Here is a 20,545-nt window from a genome sequence, read left to right as displayed (position 1 = left end):
CCGAGAACGACCGCCATGATGAGAACACGGAGGCGGAGCAGCAGATCGTCGACAAGCCGTCGCAGGCAGAGGGCGACGAGGGCGACAGCGACGCCGGCTGAGGAGACCGAATGACGACGGAGAGCATCACCGACCTCGGCGAGCGCATCGCCGACCTCGCGTCTTCCGCCGGCATGACCGTCGCCGTGGCGGAGTCGCTCACCAGCGGCGCCATCGCCTCGGCCCTCGGCGCGTCCCCGCAGGCGGGCGACTGGTTCGCCGGCGGGGTCGTCGCCTACTCCGAGCACGTCAAGTTCGACGTGCTCGGGGTCACGCCCGGCCCGGTCATCACGGCGCGGTGCGCCGAGCAGATGGCGGCGGGCGTCGGGAGGCTGCTCAGCGCGGACGTGGTCGCCTCGGTGACCGGCGCCGGCGGCCCGGGCGAGCAGGAGGGCAAGCCCGCGGGCACCGTCTTCCTCGCGCACGGCAGGCCTGGCGCGCTGACCGTGGACGAGCTCCACCTCGACGGCGATCCGGAGGAGGTCGTGCACGCAACGGTGGATGCCGCGCTCGCCGCCCTCGCCCGCGACCTGGAGGAGGCGAAGCGGTGACGGAGGGGGTCGACGCGGCCCCGGGCGACGGCCGCAACGAGACGGCGGAGCAGCGGGCCGACCGCAACTGGAATGAGCTGCTCCAGGAGTTCCGCGTCTTCCAGACCGGCACGCAGATCCTCGCGGCGTTCCTGCTGACGCTTCCGTTCCAGCAGCGCTTCACGCAGTTGCCGCCCTTCGACGTCGGCGTCTACCTCGTGCTGGTCTTTCTCGCCGTCGTGATCACGCTGCTGGCGCTCGCGCCGGTCAGCCTCCACCGGCTCCTGTTCCGGCAGCGGGCGAAGGCCGAGCTCGTGGGCCTCGGGAGCAAGCTCCTCATCGTCTGCCTGGCGGCCGCCTCCCTGCTGTTCACCGGGATCGTGCTGTTCATCGTCGACTTCCTGCTCGCACCGCCGGCCGGGATGATCGCCGCCGGCTGCGTCTTCCTGCTGCTGCTGGTGATCTGGGCGGTGCTGCCGCTGGCGGTGCGGGAGCGGGCGCGGCGGCGGCACGCCCGCCGATAGGCCAGGGTCGCGGGTTCGGCCGAGTTCCGACCGAACCCGCGACGAAGCGGGCCCCGCGGCTACGGCGTCGGCATGCCTCCGGTGACGGCCAGCGTCTCGCCGAGCACGTAGCTCGACTCCGGCGACGCCAGGAAGACGTATGCCGGGGCGAGTTCGGCCGGCTGGCCGGGGCGTCCGAGCGGGGTCTGCTGCCCGAACTCGGAGATCGCCTCCGGCGGCTGGCCCTTGCTCACCTGCAGCGGCGTCCAGATCGGCCCGGGCGCGACCGCATTCACGCGGATGCCCTTCGGCGCGAGCTGCTGGGCGAGCGCCTTCGTGAAGGCGTTGATGGCCGCCTTCGTCGTGGCGTACTCCACCAGGGTCTCGCTCGGCTGGTACGCCTGGATCGAGGTCGTGTTGATGATCGCCGCACCCGCCGGGAGGTGCGGGAGCGCCGCACGGGTCAGCCAGAACATCCCGTAGATGTTCGTCTTCATTGTGTGGTCGAACTGCTCGTCGGGGATGTCGGTGAGGCTCTCGGTCGCGATCTGCTTCCCGGCGTTGTTCACCAGGATGTCGATGCCGCCTAGTTCGTCGAGCGCCCGCTTCACGACCTCGTCGCTGAACGCGCGCTCCTTGAGGTCGCCGGGGATGGTGACGGCGGTGCGTCCGGCGTCGCGGATCAGCCCGGCGATGCGCTGGGCGTCCTCCTCCTCTTCCGGCAGGTAGACGATGGCGACGTCGGCGCCCTCGCGGGCGAAGGCGATGGCGGTCGCCCCGCCGATCCCGGAGTCGCCGCCGGTGACGACGGCCTTCCGGCCGGTCAGGCGGCCGGAGCCGACGTAGCTGTCCTCGCCGAGGTCGGCACGCGGCTGCAGGTCGCTCTCGAGGCCGGGCTCCGGCACCTGCGTCTCGTCGGGCGAGATGACCGGGTACCGCTCTACAGGGTTGTCGAAGGTGTACTGGTTCTCTGGCATACCCGCCACGCAACCACTCCGCGCGCGCCCGTCCAGGGGGCTGCATCCCCTCCCGTCCCGGTGTAGCGGCCATCCTGCTGCCTCGAGTTGCACGTCGTGGCGGCTATTCGACCCGTTTACCCGCCACGACGTGCAACTCGGCGGGGAGAGACCCGGGAGACGCCGGGAAGGGACGGGGGATGTTGCGGAAGGGGCGGCGCTGTGCCAGCATTGAGACGAATTGATACCGGTACCAAAACGGATCGGTGGAGGGAGACACATGCTGGGCTTCAACGAAGAGGAATTCCTGGAGCAGGTGCGCAGCACCGTCGCGCTGCGGTCGCAGATCGAGGAGCTGGCCGAGCGCGTCAGCGCCGGGCGCTGGAAGAACATCTACTTCATCGGCGCGGGCGGTACCTACGCCGCGGCGCTGCCGTACGAGCGCTTCTTCCAGACGCGCTCCGCCTTCCCGGTGCGCGCCGTCATCGGCAAGGAGTTCATCCTCGCGCCAGACCCCCAGTTCGGCCCCGACTCGGTGGCGATCTTCGCCTCCGTCTCCGGCACCACCGAGGACATCCTCGACTGCGTCGAGTTCGCCCGCGAGAAGGGCGCCCTCACGGTCGGCTTCACCGGTCAGGCCGACAGCCCGATCGCCACCGCCGTCGACGAGGTGCTGCTCTCCGCCCCCAAGGCGTGGCCGTTCGACGTGCAGTTCCTCACCTTCGGCGCCAAGCTGCTGTCGCTGCGCGGCGAGTTCGACGGCTACGAGCGCCTGGTCAAGGACCTCGAGGCCATCCCGGATGCGCTGATCGCCGTCACGAAGCAGGCCGACCCGATCGGCCGCGCGTTCGCCGAGAAGCACGCGGACACCGACTACCACTTCCTGACCGGATCCGGCCAGCTGTGGGGCTTCACCTACCTGTACTCGATGTGCATCCTCGAGGAGATGCAGTGGCTCACGACCACGCGCGTCCACGCTGCCGAGTTCTTCCACGGCTCGCTCGAGCTCATCGAGAAGGACACCAGCATCCTGGTGTTCGCCGGCGAGGACGAGACGCGTCCGCTCACCGACCGCGTCATCGCGTTCGCCAAGGAGTACAGCGACGACGTCACCGTCATCGACACCAAGGACTACGAGCTGCCCGGTGTGAGCGACGAGTTCCGCGGCCTCCTGGCGCCGATCGTGGCGGACGCGGTCGTCGACCGCTTCAGCAAGCACCTCGCCCAGGTGCGCGACCACTCCCTCGACCTGCGCCGGTACTACCGCGTCGTGGCGTACTGAGGCGCCGATGAGCACGGTGCGCGTCCTCGGTCTCGGGGACAACATCGTCGACCGGTTCGTCGACCGCGGCGTCGAGTATCCGGGAGGGAACGCCGTGAACGTCGCGGTGTTCGCCCGGCAGCTCGGCGCCGAGGCGGCCTACCTGGGGGTCTTCGGCGACGATGAGCAGGGGCGCTTCGTGCGGCAGGCCATCGAGGACTGCGGGGTCGACACCTCGCGGTCCTCGGTGCGCCCCGGGCCCAACGGCGTCACCGAGATCGAGACGGTCGACGGGGAGCGGCGCTTCCTCGGCTGGAACCAGGGCGGCGTGACGATCAGCGATCCGGTGCGGATCGGCGAGGACGACAAGCGCTACATCGCCGGCTTCTCGCTGGTGCACTCCAGCGCGTACTCCGGCGTCATCCCGGAGCTGCCGAAGCTGGCGGAGACGCGGACGCTGCGGTCGTACGACTTCTCGTCCGAGCCCGAGTTCCGCACGCCCGAGTACCTGGACGCCGTCGGCCCGTGGGTCGACCTCGCCCTCGTCTCGCTCGGGTCGATGTCGCGCACGGACACCTGGGCCGAACTGCGCAGGATCGCGTCGCACGGGCCGTCGCTCGTGCTGGGGACCCAGGGGGATGACGGCGCGGTCCTGTTCGATGGCGACGCGTTCTACTACTCCGACGCGGCGCCGGTGCCTGGTCCACTGGTCGACACGATGGGCTGCGGCGACGCCTACGTGAGCGCGTTCGTGGTTGAATTGCTGCGGTCCGGCTGGCGCAGGAATGCGCGGCCCGGCGGCGCGGCGCTGCACCGGTCGATGCGCCGGGCGGCGCAGTTCGCCGCGCGGCAGTGCACGGTCGAGGGCGCGTTCGGTCACGGGCGCGTCGTCGACGAGGCCGCGCGGGTGCCCTCGCTCCCGCCGGTCGCGGCGGGCGAAGCGGGCTAGGGCGGCGGCCGCCCCGGACCAGGAAGGGGTGGCGATGTCCACGGAGCGGGACCACCGCACTCCCTCGCCGACGATCTCCGAGGTGGCCGCGGCCGCCGGCGTCGGACGCGCCACCGTCGCCCGCACCCTCGGCGGCTACGGCTCGGTGAGCCCGAAGACGCGGGACCGCATCCTGGCCGTCGCCAAGGAGCTCGGCTACCGGCCGAACACGATCGCGCGCAGCATGACGACGGGGGAGACCAGGACGCTCGGCGTCGTGCTCGCCGACGTCGGCAACCCGTTCTTCGCCGGGGTGCTCCGCGGCATCAGCGACGCGGCGCGCAAGGCCGACTACGACGTCCTCGTGCTGAGCACGGATGAGGACCTGCAGCTGGAGGCCGCGGCCATTGAGGTCCTCGTCGACAAGCAGGTCGACGGGATCGCGCTCGCGCCGGCCGCCGGGCGCAGCGCGCAGCTCCCGCACCTCGACATCGTGCACAAGCGCGAGATCCCGCTCGTCCTCCTCGACCGCCTGGTGGACACGGTGGATGCGGACGCCGTCGTCATCAACAACCGCGAGGCCTCCCGCCAGGCAGTCACGTCGCTGATCGAGCAGGGGCACCGGAGGATCGCGTTCGTGTGGGGTCCGGTCACGACCGAGCCGGCGGCGGACGCGGACGACCTGCGCCGCATCATCGACCACGCCCTGTGGTCCGACGGCGAGCGCCTGCTCGGGTACCTGGATGCGCTCGAGCTCGCCGGCATCCCGTTCGACACCTCGCTCGTGACCCACGTGCTGAAGAACGAGCCGCAGGCGACGAGGGCGGTGCTCGGGATGCTGTCGCTCTCCGACCCGCCGACCGCGATCTTCGCGACCGAGACGGATGCGCTCACCGGCTCGCTGCGCGCCCTGCGGCAGCGCGGGCTGCGCTGCCCGGAGGACGTGTCCCTCATCGGGTTCGACGACAGCTCCTGGGCGAGCGTGATGACGCCGCCGATGTCGGTGGTGGCGCAGCCCATGCACCAGCTCGGCGAGCTGACCGCGGAGTGCCTGCTCGCCCGGGTCGCCGGCAGCGACGCCCCCGTCGCCACCCACGTTCTGGAGGCCGACTTCGTCGAGCGCGCCTCCGTCGCCCCGCCGCCCACGCGCGCCTGACCCGCGCGACTCCCGCGCTCGTGACGACCGCCCGCGATTCGTGACGACCGCCCGCGATTCGTGACGACCGGCCGCGATTCGTGACGAACGCGCGCGATTCGTCACAAATCGACGACCGGCCCCGATTCGTCACGAATGGCCGCGATTCCTCACGAACGGTCGCGATTCGTGACGAGCGGACGCGATTCGTCACGAACGGACGACCGGCCCGGGGGAGGGGCTGTCGTGCTTTTGGTTGGGCACAGTTGATACCGGTATCAATTTCCCGTATAGTCATCGCAATCGGTCGCGCGACGCGACCGTGAGGCGATCCAAGGACGGGTCAGCGGACACCCCGACCGCACGACCCGCATGACGGGAGATGAGCGTGAAGAAGACCAGAACCATCACGGTGGCGGCGGCGGGCGTCCTGGCGCTCGCGCTCAGCGCGTGCTCGGGAGGCGGCACCGGCGCCGCCGACATCTCGGCGAAGCCGGACTACTCCGGCAGCATCAGCATCCTCACCGCCGCAGCGGGCGACCCGCTCGGCTCGTACTTCGAGAACCTGGTGAAGGACTACAAGAAGCTCCACCCGGACGTGAAGATCACCCTCGCGCAGGAGACCGACGACAACGCGATCAAGGACAAGGAGAAGGTCCTGATCGGTTCGCAGTCGCTGCCCGACATCTACTTCAGCTACGCGGGCAACTGGGGCGAGAACTTCGCCGCGAACGGGCTGGCCGTCGACCTCAGCTCCGTCATCGCACCGGGCACCGCGTGGGGCGACACCTTCGGCGAGGGATCGCTGAACGCCTTCAAGTACGACGGCAAGTACTACGGGATCCCGCAGTACGTCGACGGCAAGTTCATGGGTTACAACAAGAAGGTCTTCACGGACCTCGGCCTCGACATCCCGAAGTCGTTCGACGAGCTCATCTCCGACTGCTCGACCATCAAGGCCGCAGGCTACGTCCCCATCGCCTTCGGCAACAAGGACGGCTGGCCCGGCCTGCACTACCTCGGCCAGCTCTTCGCCTACGACGTGCCGCAGAAGGTCCGGGATGCCGACCTGCTGCCGAAGACCGCGAAGTACACCGACCAGGGGTACCTGGAGGGCATGAAGCAGTTCCAGCAGCTCGTCACCGAGTGCACCGGCGACGGCGGCAACTCGAACGGAGTCACGTACACCACCGCCCAGCAGCAGCAGGCTGCGGGCAAGGCGGCCATGTACTACCAGGAGCTCATCGAGTTCGACTCGGTCAACACCAAGGACAGCCAGCTCGCCAAGGACGGCTTCGGCATCTTCCCGCTGCCCGCCCCGGCGGACGCGAAGGGCGACCCGACCGCGCTCGAGGCCGCGCCCGAGGGCTACATGATCAACAAGAAGAGCAAGAACGCCGCGCTCGCCCTCGACTTCATGAAGTTCGTGATGAACGAGAAGAACGCGACGACCCTCTCCTCGCCGCCCTACGGCCAGCCGAGCGCCGTGAAGGATGTGGTCACCGACCAGATCGCCACGCCCGCCGTCGCCGAGGGCACCAAGCTCGTGAACGACGCGAAGTCCACCGTGGTCTGGCTGGACATGGCGAACGTGCCGTCCGTCGGCGACGCGTGGGTCTCGGTCTCCGAGGGCCTGGTCTCCGGCAGCCTCACCCCCGAGGCCGCCCTGAAGGCCGTGCGACAGGCGTCCGAGAAGGCGAAATGACGACCACCCAGGCGCCCCAGGCCCCCGTGGGGCCGCGCCCCGTCCCCGTCTCGGGGCCGGGTCGCGGCCGCACGGCCCCGGCGCCCGGCGCGGGCTCCCGGAGGACAGGCCGGGGACCGGCCGGGTGGCGCGGGCTGGTCTGGCTCATCCCGGCGCTGGCCGTGCTGGCCGTGTTCGTCTACTGGCCGCTGCTGCAGAACATCGTCTTCAGCTTCCTGAAGTGGAACATCTACAGCGGCGAGCAGACCTTCGTCGGCGTGGACAACTACGCCGACCTCGCGCAGGACCCGGTGTTCTGGCGGGCGCTGGGCAACAACGCCTGGTACGCGGTGCTGTCGATCGTCTTCCAGGTGTTCGGCGCGCTCGTGCTGGCGGCGATCGTGGAGAGCGTGCGCAGCGACCGCTGGCGCAAAGCGTTCCGGGCGATCTACTTCATCCCGTCGGCGATCTCGCTGACCGTCGCCGGCCTCCTGTTCTACTTCATCTACCAGCCGCAGACCGGCCTGTTGAACGTCTTCCTCGACAACCTCGGCCTCGGCCAGTTCTCGCAGGCGTGGCTCGGCCACGAGGGCACCGCCATCTTCGCCATCATCGCGATGAGCCAGTGGCAGGGGTTCGGCTACAGCGTCCTGCTGTTCTCCGTGGCGCTGCAGCGCATCCCGCAGGAGCTGTACGAGGCGGCCAACCTCGACGGCGTCGGCCCGGTGCGCCGGTTCTTCCAGGTGTCGCTCCCGCTGGTGCGCGAGATGACCGGGCTGATGATGATCGTCACGATCTCCGGCGCGTTCCAGGTGTTCAACGAGGTCATGGTGATGACCAGCGGCGGCCCGAACAACTCCAGCCAGGTGCTCGGCACGTGGCTCTACCACGCCGGATTCGTCACCAACGACTTCGGCTCGGCCGCCGCGATCGGCGTCGCCATCTTCGTCGTCACGCTGCTGCTGGCCGCAGCCCAGCTGGCCTACTCGCGCAAGAGGAGAGTGGAATGGTAGCCCTCGCCCGTCTCGGCCGCGGCGTCCGCGTCGCCCTGGTGTGGGCGCTGCTCGTCGCCCTGGCCGTCGTTGTCCTGTACCCGCTGCTGTGGATGGTGACCAACGCCCTGAAGACGAACGCCGAGCTGTTCGGCAACCCCTTCGCCCTCCCGGCGCAGTGGCTCTGGCAGAACTTCGCCAAGGCCTGGACGCAGGGCGTCGGCGACTTCGTCTTCACGAGCGTCTCGCTGACCGTGCTCGCGACGCTCATCACCGAGCTCATCAGCGCGTGGGCGGCCTACGGGCTGACGCGGGTGAGCATCCCGCTGAACCGCACCTTCACCGTGATCGTGCTCGCCGGGCTGATGCTGGCGCCGACCGTCGCGCTGATCCCGTTGGTGAAGCTGTTCCAGGCGTGGGGGCTCTACGACACATTCTTCGGGCTGCTGATCCTGTACACGGCGTTCCGCATCCCGTTCACCGTGTTCCTCATGCGCGCATACATGCTCGACCTGCCGCGGGAGGTGGATGAGGCCGCCTCCATCGACGGCGCGTCCCGCGCGGCCACGTTCTGGCGCATCATCCTGCCGATGAGCATGCCGATCGTCGCGACGACGATCGTGCTCAACGTGCTGCAGAACTGGAACGAGTACCTGTTCGCGATGATCTTCACCAGCGGGACCGGCGTCGAGACACTGCCGGTCGGGCTCGCCGACATGATGTCGAAGAACGGGACGCAGTACCCGGTGGTGTTCGCCGGCATGGTGATGGCCGCCCTCCCGATGGTGATCCTGTTCTTCGTCTGCCAGCGCTACTTCGTGCGCGGGCTCGCCGGCGGCGTGGGCAAGTAGCGGGGTGCGGGCGTACCTGGAGCTCGTCCGCGTCCCCGGGGTCCTGCGGGTCACCGTCTCGCAGCTGGTGGCGCGCTTCCCGCTCGGGATGCTGTCGCTCGCCGTGCTGCTGCACGTGCGGCAGGCGACCGGGTCGTATGCGCTCGCCGGTCTCGTGGTGGCGTGCGTGAGCGTCGGCGAGGCGGTCGCGATGCCGCTGGTGAGCCGGTCGGTGGGGGTGCTCGGCATCCGCCCGCCGGTGCTGGCCGCGGCGGCGCTGAATGCGGCCGGGATGCTGCTGCTCGCCTTCGGGCCGCCGCATCCCGTGCTCCTGGTACTGCTCGGGGCGATGATCGGGGCGTCGGTCCCTCCGCTCATGCCCGTGGTTCGCGCACTCTATCCACGGCTCGTGCCGCGGCGGGCGGTGCCCGCGCTGTTCGCGCTGGACACGTCGGCGCAGGAGCTGATCTGGATCACGGGGCCGGTCGCCGCCACGCTGCTGAGCGGCGCGGTGTCGACGCGCGCGCCGCTGATGCTCGCGGCCGCGGTGACGCTCGGCGGCACCCTGTGGTTCCTGCTGACGCCGCACATCGCCGGGGTGCGGTTGCCGCGCAACGAGTCGCGGCCCGGGACGGTGCTCCTCGCGCGGGCCGTGCGGCTGGCGGCGGCCGCGAGCTTCGCCCTGATCGCGTCGTTCGGTGCGCTCGAGCTGGCGCTGATCGCGCGCTTCGACGGCGACAGCGTGCTGGCCGGCGTCGCGATCGCCGTGTCGAGCCTCGGCTCCCTGATCGGCGGCGTCGCGTTCGGGCATCGCCGGATCGGGCCGCGCGGGCTCGCCGCGATCCTCGGCGGCGTGGCGCTGGCGACGGCGGCCGCGGGCGTCGTGCCGGGCATCCCGTTGCTCTACGTCGTGCTCTTCCTGTCGGGGCTCGGCTTCGCCCCGTCGCTCGCCGCTCTGTACGGGATGGTGTCGGAAGCCCTGCCCGAGTCGGCGACGCCGGAGGCGTTCGGGTGGCTCAACACCGCCGGTCTGATCGGCGCGGCGACCGGCACGGCGGTGGCCGGCCTGCTGGGCGACGCGGCCGGCCCGGCCGGCCCGTTCGTCGCGGCCGCGGCCGCCTCCGTCCTCGCCGCGCTCCTCCCGCTCGCCCCCGGGCTGCGCCCGCGCCCCGCCCCCTGACCGGCAACGCCACCCCTCGCGCTACCTGGATGACGCAACACGCCGTGGCCGCGTCAGCGCCCGCGGCGTGTTGTGTCAACCAGTCGGGATCCGGTGGCGACTGAGGGCAGGAGACTGGTGCCAATTCACCGCTTGGAGCCGGGAGCTGTCAACCGCTGGGGTGGAGGGAAACGGTGGGTACCTCTGGGAGGCATCAACCAGAGAGGGGACACCATGTTCTTCCACCGTCAGGAGATGCAGCACACCGCGAAGCCCGACAAGCCCGACGCCGTGTACGCGCGAAAGCTCCAGGAGGTGCTCGGCGGCCAGTACGGCGAGATCACCGTCGCGATGCAGTACGGCTTCCAGGCCTGGAACGTGCACATCCCGGGCAAGTACCGGGACCTGCTGTTCGGGATCGGCGCCGAGGAGTTCGGCCACGTCGAGATGCTGGCGGTGATGATCGCCCAGCTGCTGGAGAAGTCGCCGCTCGGGATCGCCGAGGACGCCGTGCAGGACGACCCGGTCGTCGCGGCGGTCGTCGGCGGGACGGACGTGCAGCACGCGATCGTCGCTGGCGCCGGTGTGCGTCCGGTCGACTCCAACGGGAACCCCTGGCAGGGCAGCTACATCACCTCCAGCGGCAACCTGCTGGCGGACTTCACCGCGAACGCCAACGCGGAGATGCAGGGCCGCCTGCAGGTCGCCCGGCTGTTCCATATGACCGACGACGCGGGAGTGCGCGACCTGCTGTCGTTCCTGCTCGCACGCGACACGATGCACCAGAACCAGTGGATCGCCGCTGCGGCCGAGCTGCGCGAGGAGGGCGCGGAGGACCTCCCGGTGCCGAGCAACTTCCCGCTCTCGCACGAGGACCGCGACGTCGCCTACCAGTACATCAACTTCTCGGACGGCCCCGCCGCCGCCGAGGGACGCTGGGCGAGCGGGCCGACCCCCGACGGCAAGGGCGAGTTCACCTACCTGGACGGCCCGCAGGCGACGGTGCCCATGCCGCCGCCGACGCATCCCGACGCCCGGTTCTACGGCACCACCGAGCTGCCCAACACCGTCGAGAAGGTCGCGGGAGCGGTGCAGGACAAGCTGCACAAGGAGTAGCGACGCACGGCGCGCCGCCGGAGCGCTACGCCTCGGCGCGGCCTCCGGCGGGCGTCTCGGTCCGCCGGCGCGCGATCGCCCAGCGCACGGCCGTGACAGCGGCGGCCACGAGCAGTGCGAGGACGGTCGGCGCGGCGCCGGGGACGAGTGCCCGCGGGAAGATCTGGACGGCGGCACCCGCCATCTCCCTGAGGTCGCCGTCGAGTACCCGCATGCCGAGCGCGTACGCGGAGGCCGTCAGCACAGCAGGCGTGACGAACATCGTCAGTAGACCGACCGCCCAGACGCCGAGTCGCCGCAACGGCACGACGCCGCACCAGCCCAGGGCGGCGCCCACGATCAATGAGGGCAGCCAGCGGTACAGTTCGCCGACGAGGAGCGGCGGCCCGGTCGGGCCGCTGACGAAGACGACGAGCACCAGCAGCCACGACGCGAACGGGACAGCGGCGAGGGCCAGGCCGAGCGCCGCCGGCGCGACCGAGCGACGCGAGATCAGCCAGAAGAGCGCCTGCGCCAGAGCGAGCGACACAATGGTGCCGCCGAGCATCCCCGCGAAGTACAGCCAGGCCCGTGCGTCGGCTCCGGGTGCCGCGAGGCCCAGTCCCTCGGCCACGACCGCGAAGGCCTGGACCGTCGCGATCGCCTGCACGGCCAGGATGCCCACCGCAGTCGCCCAGTCCGTCGTCGGGAACCGGCGCCGGAGCAGCCTTGCCACGAACCCGGCGAGGACGCCGCCGATGAGCAGCATCACCAGGATGCGGGTCGAGTAGTACTGGCTGATCGGCAGCAGGGCGACCGGCATGGCGTCGGGAAGGACGTCGCGCCGCCAGAGGTTCTGCAGCGGCAGCCGGGCGCCCGTCACCAGCCAGGGCGCGAGCCCGAGCAGCGCGGAGGCGGCGCCGAGTGCCAGCCCTCCCCCGATCGTCGCGGCGCCCCTGACGTAGGGCGGCGCGGGCGGTTCCGTCGTCGCGTCGGTGCGTTCGTCCACAGTTCCCCCTCTGTGTTTCCCGGTCGACTCTATCGTCCGCGCGCACGGGGTCGGCTCCGAGACGGGGTGGTGGTCACTCCTCGTGCGGCAGGGCCCGGGCCACCCGCAACGTCTCGAGGCTCGGGTCCGCCGCATCGGGGATGACCATCCCGGCCGCGAGGCCCGTGCGCAGGTAGTCGACGATCGCCTGGTCGATCTTCGCGCCGGGCAGCAGCGCGGGGATCCCGGGAGGATACGGTGTGACCTGCTCGGCGGCGACCCGGCCGGCCGCCTGCTCCGCCGGGACGGTCTCCACCGGGCCGAAGAAGGCGTCCCGCGGCAGGGCGGCCATCACCGGCTCCAGATCCTTCGCGGTCGGGAGGGCGACCGCCGGCGGCTCCGGCATCCCCTTCGCGGCGTCGGGCAGCTGCTCCAGCGCCGCGAGCAATCGGCCGGCGGTCTCGTCGTCGTCGGCGATCGACATCGTCGCCTCGACGCGGCGGTGGTCGTTGATGCCGACGTCGATGCGGTGCTCCGCGCGCAGCCAGTCGGCGACCTGGTAGCCGGAGACGCCGAGCTCCTTCACGTCGATCAGCACGTGCATCGGGTCGTAGTCGTGCGACGCCTCCTCCGACAGCAGTTCGTCGTGCAGCACGTGGAGGCCCGGGATGCGCTCGATGGCCTGCCGCGTCCGCGCGGTGAGCGCGAGGGCGTCGCCGATCAGCTGCGTCCCGTGCTGCACCATCTGCCGGCGCCAGCCGTCGATGGCCGCATACAGCAGCACGTTGGAGCTGGTGGTCGCGAGGACGTCGGCGCACTGCGAGAGCCGGATCGGGTCCACGAGCGACCCCTGGAGGTGGTAGACCGACCCCTGCTCGAACCCGATGCCCATCTTGTGGACGCTGACCACGCAGATGTCGGCGCCCGCATCCATCGCCCAGGTCGGCAGGTCGTCGTGGAACGGGAGGTGCGCGCCCCAGGCCTCGTCGACGATGACCGGCTTGCCGTGTGCGTGGCAGACCTCGACGATGGCCTGCAGGTCGCCGCAGGTGCCGTAGGGCGTCGGGCTGGTGACGATGGCCGCGGAGGCGTCGGGGTGGCGCTGCCACATCCGCTCGTACTCCTCGGGGCCCGGCGGGTGCGCGATGTGCTGGTCCTCGTCGTAGCGCGGTGAGGCCCACCGCGGCTGCAGGCCGGAGAGGACGAGGCCGGCGACGGTGGACTTGTGCGCGTCCCGTCCGATGATGAGCTCGCCCTCGCCGCGGGTGACGGCGAGGATGGCGGCCTTCACCGAGAGCGAGCTGCCGCAGGTGGAGAAGAAGGCCCGGTCGGCGCCGACGGCGTCGGCCATGAGCTCCTCCGCGGTGGACAGGTAGCCGTTGGACGACTTCCGATCGTCGAGGCCGGCGGTGGCGAGCACGTCCTCCCGGAGCGCGCCGCCCAGCACCGCCGCGACGCGGTCGTCGACGCCGCGTCCGCGGCCCTGCCGGTGCGATGGCGGCGTGAAGCCGAGGCGGTCGAGGCGGTGGTAGTCGGCCAGCGCGTCCAGCACGGGCGCTTGCGTGTGATCCATGCTCCACGCGGTACACCGTTCCGAGCGGAGAGGGCAGGGCCGGTCAGCGTAGGAGCGCCGATTCGGGGGTCTCGCCGTACGCGTCGCGATAGCGGCGGGAGAACCGGTCGACGTCGGCGAACCCCCAGCGCGCCGCCAGCTCCACCAGGTCGGTGGCGGGGCCGGAGGCGGCGATCTCGTCGTGGGCCGCCGACAGCCGCACCCGTTGCAGGTAGCCGCGGGCGCTGGTGGACGCGTGGGTGCGGAAGGCCGCCTCCAGTTGCGCCATCGTGGCGCCGGCCGCTTCCGCGACGTCGAGCACCGTGATCGGGAGCGAGGCGTGGTCCTCGATGAACCGGGCGCCGCGCCGGAACCGCCACAGCTGCCCGGCAGGCGTGACGTCCTTCTCCCGCGGGTCGGAGCTCAGCGGGAAGCACTTCAGGGCCGCGAGGGCCAGAGTGTGGAACAGGCTGGCCCGCACGAGCGGGTGGCGGAAGGTGCCCGCATCCATGTATTCGGCCGCGACCGTCGCCGCGGTCAGCATGTAGTCGGAGTGCAGCGGGCCGAGCGTGCCCGGCGCGTCGAAGACGACCTCCAGGTGCTCGTCGCCGAACGTCGTGCGCGCGACGTCGCGCAGCGTCGCGGGGGAGAGGTAGATGTTGACGATGTCGGCGTTCACCGCCTGGCACATGAAGTCGTGGCCCGGCCGGATCAGGAACGGCGACCGCGTCGCATCCGCCCGGTCTCCGTCGATCTCCCAGCGGTAGGAGCCGCCGGTCACGTTGACGATGCAGAGGTCCTCGAACTCGCCCGAGGTCTCCCACTCGCCGCCGATCGCGTAGCGGGCGACCGAGAACGACGGGTCGACGATCTGGTCGACGTCGAACGAGAATCCCGCGTCGGGTTCTGACGCGAACGCGAACCGGCCTCCGGACGCGGCGAGGAGCGCGTCCGCCTCGGCCGGGTCGGAGGTCGAACTCCGCAGCCGGGTCAGCTCGGACATGCGACAGACGGTACGCCCGTCCGCGCGGGAGCGGGAGGGCTGCTCACTCGGTGCGGCCGAGCACCCCCACGGGGATGCCGAACGAGAGCGCGATGCAGACGATCCCGCCGAAGAAGACCACGCCCTCCCAGGAGGGGAGGGTCGGCGCCAGCCCAAAGAGGAACAGCCCGAGCAGGAACAGGATGAAGCATCCGATGAATGCGAGAACGTCGCCCATGGTCAGCCCTTCTTCCGCGACGCGGCGGTCTCCCGCCGGTTGGCCTTCTTGATCTCGTCGACCAGCTCGTCCTTCGTCATCCTGGTGCGGCCGGAGATGTCGAGCCGCTTGGCGATGTCGAGCAGGTGCGCCTTGGAGGCGTTGGCGTCGACGCCCTCCTCGGTGGGGGCGTTCGTGTCGCGGCCGCCCTCCGCCTTGCGGTCGGAGGGCCCGTTCTCGGCCTTGCGCTCCCAGTGGTCGCCGACCTTCTCGTATTCGTGCTTGAGCGCGGCGAACGCCGTGCGGTGCGCGCGCTCGCCCTCTCCGTACTCCTTCACTGCGGAGTCGTGCGCCTTCGACCACAGGGCCTGGGCGTGCTTCTCCGAGCGCTCGAGGGTGGAGGGCAGCTCCTCGGATGCTGGCATGATCCTGTCGTACTCCTTCCGCGTCGGGCGGGGCTAGTGGCCCCGCTGCTTCCCCCCCCCCACAGCTACCCCGGTCGCCGGGGGTTTCAAGCGGTTGCGGGTACCGTGGAGGGGTGACCGACCGCCGCCGCGATCCTGCCCACCCGCCGCGGGCGGTCGTCACGGTGGACACTGGCTCCGACCCCGCTCCCGACCGCCCGACCTTCGTTCTCGTGCACGGGATCGGCGTCAGCTCGCGGTACTTCGAGCGGCTCGTCCCCGCGCTCGCCGAGGAGGGGCGGGTGCTCGCGGTCGACCTGCCCGGGTTCGGGCGCGCGAAGCCCGAACGGCCGCCGCATCCGCTCGGCATCGCCGACTTCGCGGCCTCGGTCGCGGTCGTGCTCGACCGGCTCGGAATCGCGGACGCCGTCATCGTCGGGCACTCGATGGGCACCCAGGTCGCCGTCTCGCTGGCGGGCAGCCGTCCGGACCTGGTCCGGGCGGTCGCCCTGCTCGGGCCGGTGATGGCGCCGGAGGACCGCAATCCGCTGCGGGCGGGCACCCTGCTCGGGCTCGACATCTTCCGCGAGGACGCCCGCGGCAACCGCATCGTGATCGGCGACTACCTGCACTGCGGCATCGCCTGGTACCTGGCTACGCTTCCGGCCATGCTGGAGTACCGCATCGAGGAGGAGGTGGAGCGGATCGACGTGCCCGTCATCGTGCTTCGCGGCGGCCGCGACCCGATCGCCCGCGACGATTGGGTCGCCCGGCTTGCGGAGCGCACCGGCGGGGCCGCGACGCGCATCCCCGGCGTCGCCCACCTCGTCATGCACGGCGCGCCGTGGCGCACCGCCGCGCTCATCGCCGACACCGCACGCGTGCGGCCATGAGGCGCACGCTGCTCCGCCGCGCCGGCGTCGTCCTGCTCGACTACCTGTACGCCGGCCGCCACCAGCTCCGGGCCGCGTTCGACCGGAGCACGCCGGACGCCCTCGTCGCCGGCGAGGGCACCCGCGCTCCGGTCGTCCTGTTGCCCGGCATCTTCGAGACCTGGCGGTTCCTGCGTCCGCTCGCCGAGCACATCCACGCCGCCGGTCACCCGGTGCACGTCGTCACCGCGCTGGAGGACAACCGCATGTCCGTCGCGCAGGCCGCCGACCTCGTCCGCGCCCACCTGGAGGAGCACGACCTCACCGACGTCGTCGTCGTAGCCCACAGCAAGGGCGGCCTGGTGGCCAAGTACCTGATGGGGATGCCGGAGACCGGCCCCCGCATCCGCGGCGCCGTCACCGTCGCCACGCCGTACGCGGGGTCCGCCCTCGCCGCACTCATCCCGGTCCCCAGCATGCGCGCCCTCCTCCCGAGCTCGCCCGGCATCCTGCGACTCGCCGTCAACCGCGCCGTCAACGCGCGGATCGTCTCCGTCTGGGGCTGGTTCGACCCGCACGTGCCCGGCGGCAGCCGCCTCGACGGCGCGCGGAACATCGAATTGGACGTCGGCGGCCACTTCCGCATCCTGGCCCGCCCCGAGCTCCTGGCGATCGTGGACGAAGTGCTCGCCCCCGCCGACTGACTCCGGGCGAGAAGACCCCTGTCGCGCACCGGGCCCGCGGCGCTAGCCTTCCCCCGAGGACCAGGGGGAGGCATCCATGCAGCAGCAGCATCGCCGCACCGTCCGCGCGGCCGCCGCGCTCGCCGTCGTCCTGCTGCTCGCGGGGTGCGCGGGCACCCCGAGCGGCGCGAAGGTCGTCGGGATGTGGGGCTCGACCGCGTCCGGCCAGCCGAACCTGAACATCGAGAACGACGGGACGTTCTCCGGCAGTGACGGCTGCAACCGCCTGAGCGGACAGGGCCAGATCGACGGGAACGAGATCACCTTCGGGTCCATCGCCTCCACGATGATGGCGTGCGAGGGTGTCGACGAGTGGCTCGGCAAAGCAGCGACCGGCAACGTCTCGGGCGACACCATGACCGTGCTCGACGAGAGCGGCAAGACCATCGGCACGCTCCCGCGCTCCGGTTCCTGACACCGTGTGCGGTCGCCTGGCCCGCTGCGCACCGTCCGCCGCCAGGAAGTGTCTAGCCACGCCGGGGACCATCGGCCTACCGTGAGCCTGCCCCGGCCCGCCAGGGATGGCCCGCCGTCGGCCGAGAAGCGAACATCCACTGCGCGAGCACGCTCGCGCCGTACGAGGAGCGAACCGTATGACCATTGCAGAGGAGCGCGCGGCGGCCGCCGCCCACGGCCCGACCACCGCCTACACCGGCATCAACGACCGGACCCAGCTCAACCCGATCTTCGCCCGCCCGGGGGAGAGCACCGACCTGCCGGTGGACCGCATCCCCGACAACGAGTCGCTGCCCGAGACCGCGTACCAGATCGTGCACGACGAGTCGATGCTCGACGGCAACGCGCGCCTGAACCTGGCCACCTTCGTCGGCACCTGGATGGACGACCACGCCGCCCGCCTCTACGCCGAGTCGGCCGACAAGAACATGATCGACAAGGACGAGTACCCGCAGACCGCCGCGATCGAGACGCGCTGCTGGAAGATCGTGGCCGGTCTGTGGAACGCGCCCGACCCGGAGAAGGCCATCGGCACCTCGACCGTCGGGTCGTCGGAGGCGTGCATGCTCGGCGGCCTCGCCCTCAAGCGCCGCTGGCAGCTGGCCAGGAAGGCGGAGGGCAAGCCGACCGACAAGCCGAACCTCGTGCTCTCCAGCGCCGTGCAGGTGTGCTGGGAGAAGTTCTGCAACTACTGGGACGTGGAGCCGCGCTACGTGCCGATCACCGACGAGCACAAGGTGCTCGACGGCCATGAGCTGGAGAAGTACGTCGACGAGAACACGATCGGGGTGGTCGCCATCATGGGCGTCACCTACACCGGGATGTACGAGCCGGTCGCCGAGATCTCGAAGGCGCTCGACCGCATCCAGGAGCAGACCGGACTCGACGTCAAGATCCACGTCGACGGCGCCTCGGGCGGCATGATCGCACCCTTCCTGCAGCCCGACCTGGAGTGGGACTTCCGTGTACCGCGCGTCGTCTCGATCAGCACCTCCGCCCACAAGTACGGCCTGGTCTACCCGGGCCTCGGCTGGGTGGTCTGGCGCACCGCCGGCGACCTGCCGGCCGACCTCGTGTTCGACGTCACCTACCTCGGCGGCCACATGCCGACCTTCGCCCTCAACTTCTCGCGGCCGGGCGCCCAGGTGCTGCTGCAGTACTACTTGTTCCTGCGGCTCGGCTTCGACGGCTACTACCGGGTGCAGAAGGCCTCGCAGGACGTGGCCCTCTACCTCTCGGGCGAGATCGCCAAGATGCCGGCGTTCGAGCTGTGGAACGACGGCTCCGACATCCCGGTTTTCGCGTGGCAGCTGAAGAAGGGCCACACCGACAAGTGGAACCTGTACCACCTGTCGGAGCGGCTGCGCCTGAAGGGGTGGCTCATCCCGGCCTACCCCATGCCGGACGACCTCACCGACCTCACCGTGCAGCGCATCGTCGTGCGCAACGGACTCAGCCACAACCTGGCCGAGTCGCTCGTCGTCGACATCCAGGAGGCCGTCGAGTATCTCGACGCCCTCGAGAGCCCGATGCCGACCGAGGGTCAGGTGCACTCGTTCACCCACTGACCCGCCCAACACCCTGAGAGCGCCCGCTCACCGAGTACTACCGACCGAGTACCCAGCGGAGGACACCATGACCGCAACACGTGAGCCCGGCAAGACCGCGGCCCAGCACACCAGAGCCGACGGAACGCCGGCCCCGTCTCCCGACCACGTCAAGCCGCACCCGTTCGCCTCGGTGCCGCACAGGCCCGCCATCGGCGCGCCGGGGACGACCGCGACCAAGTTCATGTCGCTCACCCAGCTGGCCATGCTGACGGTGGTGGCCGTGGCGTCCCTCCGCAGCCTCCCGGCCATGGCCGGCTACGGGCTCGGGTCGATCACGCTGTTCATCATCCCGGCGATCTTCTTCCTGATCCCGGTGGCGCTGGTCGCCGCCGAGCTCGCGACCGGGTGGAAGGGAGGCGTGTTCACCTGGGTCAGGATGGCGTTCGGCGAGCGCTGGGGGTTCCAGGCGATCTGGCTGCAGTGGGTGCAGAACGTGGTCTGGTATCCGACGCAGATCGCGTTCATCGCCGCGTCGCTGGCGTTCGTTTTCCTCGACCCGAACCTGGCGAACTCCGGCTTCTACACCGCGATCGTGATCCTGGTCATCTACTGGTTCTCGACGTTCATCACGCTGCGCGGCGGCAACCTGTTCGCCAAGGTGGGGTCGTGGTCGGGGCTCGCCGGCACGATCTTCCCGGGAGTGCTGCTGATCCTGTTCGGGGCCATCTGGCTGGGGACAGGGCATACCAGCGAGACGCCGCTGACGGCGTCGGCGATCATCCCGCCGTTCACCGGGATCGCGTCGATCGTGCTCATCGTGTCGAACGTGCTCGCCTACGCGGGCATGGAGGTGAACGCGGTCCACGCGAACGACCTGAAGAACCCCGGGAAGGGCTATCCGAAGACGGTGCTCATCTCGTCGATCCTCATCCTCGGCATCTTCATCTTCCCGACCATCGCCATCGCGGTGGCGGTGCCGTCGTCGGAGCTCGGCCTGACCACCGGCATCAACCTGGCGTTCAAGACGTTCTTCGACGCCTGGGGGATGGACTGGGCGACCCCGGTGATCTCGCTGCTGATCGCGCTCGGCGCCTTCGCCTCCGTCGTGACCTGGATCGCGGGGCCGTCCCGGGGTCTGCTCGCGGCGGCGCGCTCCGGCTACCTGCCGGCGTTCCTGCAGCGCAGGAACAAGGCGGGCGTGCAGGTCGGCATCCTGAGCGTGCAGGGCATCGTGGTGACGCTGCTCGCGTCGCTGTTCATCTTCGTGCCCAACATCAACACGGCGTTCATCCTGCTGGTCGATATGGCCGCGGCGCTGTACCTGATCATGTACATGATGATGTTCGCGGCGGCGATCCGCCTGCGCCGTACGCACCCGCAAGTGAAGCGCACCTACCGCACGCCGGCGATGGGCCTGATCGCGACGATCGGCTTCCTGGCGTGCCTCGCGGCCTTCCTGCTCGGCTTCGTGCCGCCGGCGGGCTTCGCGCAGGGGGCTCCGGGGTGGGCGTACCCGGCTCTGGTGGGGGTGGTCGTGATCCTGCTGGGCGTCCCGCCGCTCATCTTCTACGCGGCGAGACGCCCGGGCTGGGATCAGCGGACGCCTGAGGAGAAGGCGACCTTCGACGACGTCCTCGTGAACCCCCCGGCGAAGCCCGGACCCTGAGGG

21 protein-coding genes are annotated in these 20,545 nt (G+C 70.6%); 15 read left to right on the top strand and 6 right to left on the bottom strand.

Translation table 11 applies throughout. The features are described 5' to 3' along the window. Positions 1 to 110 precede the first annotated feature (110 nt). Positions 111 to 590, top strand: coding sequence for a CinA family protein (locus P5G59_RS11640; RefSeq protein ID WP_301219061.1), 480 nt, complete (start codon positions 111 to 113; stop codon positions 588 to 590). After that, on the top strand, positions 587 to 1,093 hold the full coding sequence (locus P5G59_RS11635) for a DUF6328 family protein (protein WP_301219059.1): 507 nt from the start codon (positions 587 to 589) through the stop codon (positions 1,091 to 1,093). Before P5G59_RS11640 ends, P5G59_RS11635 begins: the two co-directional genes overlap by 4 nt. Positions 1,094 to 1,152: 59 nt before the next feature. Here the strand turns inward: P5G59_RS11635 and P5G59_RS11630 are convergent, their stop codons facing one another. Then, positions 1,153 to 2,049, bottom strand: coding sequence for an SDR family oxidoreductase (locus tag P5G59_RS11630; RefSeq protein ID WP_301219057.1), 897 nt, complete (start codon positions 2,047 to 2,049; stop codon positions 1,153 to 1,155). A gap of 259 nt (positions 2,050 to 2,308) precedes the next feature. Here P5G59_RS11630 and P5G59_RS11625 point away from each other — a divergent pair, with 259 nt between their 5' ends. The 8 genes from P5G59_RS11625 (at position 2,309) to P5G59_RS11590 (ending at position 11,133) form a co-directional block, all read left to right on the top strand. Beyond that, a complete protein-coding gene (locus P5G59_RS11625; protein WP_301219055.1) occupies positions 2,309 to 3,310 on the top strand; it encodes an SIS domain-containing protein in 1,002 nt (333 codons plus the stop codon). A 7-nt stretch (positions 3,311 to 3,317) separates the two neighbouring features. After that, entirely contained in the window at positions 3,318 to 4,238 is a 921-nt protein-coding gene (locus P5G59_RS11620; protein WP_301219053.1) for a PfkB family carbohydrate kinase, read from the top strand. Positions 4,239 to 4,272: 34 nt separating this feature from the next. After that, on the top strand, positions 4,273 to 5,373 hold the full coding sequence (locus P5G59_RS11615; protein ID WP_301219052.1) for a LacI family DNA-binding transcriptional regulator: 1,101 nt from the start codon (positions 4,273 to 4,275) through the stop codon (positions 5,371 to 5,373). A 361-nt stretch (positions 5,374 to 5,734) separates the two neighbouring features. Continuing rightward, a complete protein-coding gene (locus P5G59_RS11610) occupies positions 5,735 to 7,057 on the top strand; it encodes an ABC transporter substrate-binding protein (protein ID WP_301219051.1) in 1,323 nt (440 codons plus the stop codon). Further along, a complete protein-coding gene (locus P5G59_RS11605) occupies positions 7,054 to 8,049 on the top strand; it encodes a carbohydrate ABC transporter permease (RefSeq protein WP_301219049.1) in 996 nt (331 codons plus the stop codon). The genes P5G59_RS11610 and P5G59_RS11605 overlap by 4 nt, the downstream gene beginning before the upstream one ends. Then, complete coding sequence (locus tag P5G59_RS11600; RefSeq protein ID WP_301219047.1) at positions 8,043 to 8,879, top strand: carbohydrate ABC transporter permease; 837 nt, start codon at positions 8,043 to 8,045, stop codon at positions 8,877 to 8,879. Before P5G59_RS11605 ends, P5G59_RS11600 begins: the two co-directional genes overlap by 7 nt. Positions 8,880 to 8,883: 4 nt before the next feature. Continuing rightward, the gene (locus P5G59_RS11595) at positions 8,884 to 10,038 is read left to right on the top strand and encodes an MFS transporter (RefSeq protein ID WP_301219045.1); all 1,155 of its coding nucleotides are present in this window, start codon (positions 8,884 to 8,886) and stop codon (positions 10,036 to 10,038) included. A 213-nt stretch (positions 10,039 to 10,251) separates the two neighbouring features. After that, entirely contained in the window at positions 10,252 to 11,133 is an 882-nt protein-coding gene (locus P5G59_RS11590; protein ID WP_301219044.1) for a manganese catalase, read from the top strand. A gap of 25 nt (positions 11,134 to 11,158) precedes the next feature. Here P5G59_RS11590 and P5G59_RS11585 read toward each other — a convergent pair whose 3' ends face one another. The 5 genes from P5G59_RS11585 to P5G59_RS11565 all read right to left on the bottom strand — a co-directional run bounded on the left by P5G59_RS11585 (position 11,159) and on the right by P5G59_RS11565 (position 15,276). Further along, positions 11,159 to 12,121, bottom strand: coding sequence for a hypothetical protein (locus P5G59_RS11585; RefSeq protein ID WP_301219042.1), 963 nt, complete (start codon positions 12,119 to 12,121; stop codon positions 11,159 to 11,161). Positions 12,122 to 12,194: 73 nt separating this feature from the next. Continuing rightward, positions 12,195 to 13,673, bottom strand: coding sequence for an aminotransferase class I/II-fold pyridoxal phosphate-dependent enzyme (locus P5G59_RS11580; protein ID WP_301219040.1), 1,479 nt, complete (start codon positions 13,671 to 13,673; stop codon positions 12,195 to 12,197). A 43-nt stretch (positions 13,674 to 13,716) separates the two neighbouring features. Further along, complete coding sequence (locus P5G59_RS11575; protein ID WP_301219038.1) at positions 13,717 to 14,655, bottom strand: helix-turn-helix transcriptional regulator; 939 nt, start codon at positions 14,653 to 14,655, stop codon at positions 13,717 to 13,719. Positions 14,656 to 14,698: 43 nt separating this feature from the next. Continuing rightward, positions 14,699 to 14,872, bottom strand: coding sequence for a hypothetical protein (locus P5G59_RS11570; protein ID WP_301219036.1), 174 nt, complete (start codon positions 14,870 to 14,872; stop codon positions 14,699 to 14,701). A gap of 2 nt (positions 14,873 to 14,874) precedes the next feature. Further along, positions 14,875 to 15,276 carry a ChaB family protein gene (locus P5G59_RS11565; RefSeq protein WP_301219034.1) on the bottom strand — a complete coding sequence of 134 codons (402 nt, stop codon included), beginning with the start codon at positions 15,274 to 15,276 and terminating at the stop codon, positions 14,875 to 14,877. A gap of 113 nt (positions 15,277 to 15,389) precedes the next feature. Between P5G59_RS11565 and P5G59_RS11560 the strand changes: the two genes are divergently transcribed. The 5 genes from P5G59_RS11560 to gadC all read left to right on the top strand — a co-directional run bounded on the left by P5G59_RS11560 (position 15,390) and on the right by gadC (position 20,542). After that, on the top strand, positions 15,390 to 16,148 hold the full coding sequence (locus tag P5G59_RS11560) for an alpha/beta fold hydrolase (protein ID WP_301219032.1): 759 nt from the start codon (positions 15,390 to 15,392) through the stop codon (positions 16,146 to 16,148). Further along, entirely contained in the window at positions 16,145 to 16,831 is a 687-nt protein-coding gene (locus P5G59_RS11555; RefSeq protein ID WP_301219030.1) for an esterase/lipase family protein, read from the top strand. The genes P5G59_RS11560 and P5G59_RS11555 overlap by 4 nt, the downstream gene beginning before the upstream one ends. A 76-nt stretch (positions 16,832 to 16,907) precedes the next feature. Further along, positions 16,908 to 17,285, top strand: coding sequence for an META domain-containing protein (locus tag P5G59_RS11550; RefSeq protein WP_301219028.1), 378 nt, complete (start codon positions 16,908 to 16,910; stop codon positions 17,283 to 17,285). Positions 17,286 to 17,463: 178 nt separating this feature from the next. Beyond that, on the top strand, positions 17,464 to 18,894 hold the full coding sequence (gad, locus tag P5G59_RS11545; RefSeq protein WP_301219026.1) for a glutamate decarboxylase: 1,431 nt from the start codon (positions 17,464 to 17,466) through the stop codon (positions 18,892 to 18,894). A gap of 67 nt (positions 18,895 to 18,961) precedes the next feature. Continuing rightward, complete coding sequence (gene gadC, locus P5G59_RS11540) at positions 18,962 to 20,542, top strand: glutamate/gamma-aminobutyrate antiporter GadC (protein WP_301219024.1); 1,581 nt, start codon at positions 18,962 to 18,964, stop codon at positions 20,540 to 20,542. Positions 20,543 to 20,545: the final 3 nt, after the last annotated feature.

The sequence above is a fragment of the Leifsonia virtsii genome, assembly GCF_030433675.1.
Lineage (GTDB): Bacteria > Actinomycetota > Actinomycetes > Actinomycetales > Microbacteriaceae > Leifsonia > Leifsonia virtsii.
The sequence above is the reverse complement of the archived record's forward strand: the minus strand, read 5'-3'. Positions and strand labels throughout refer to the sequence as shown.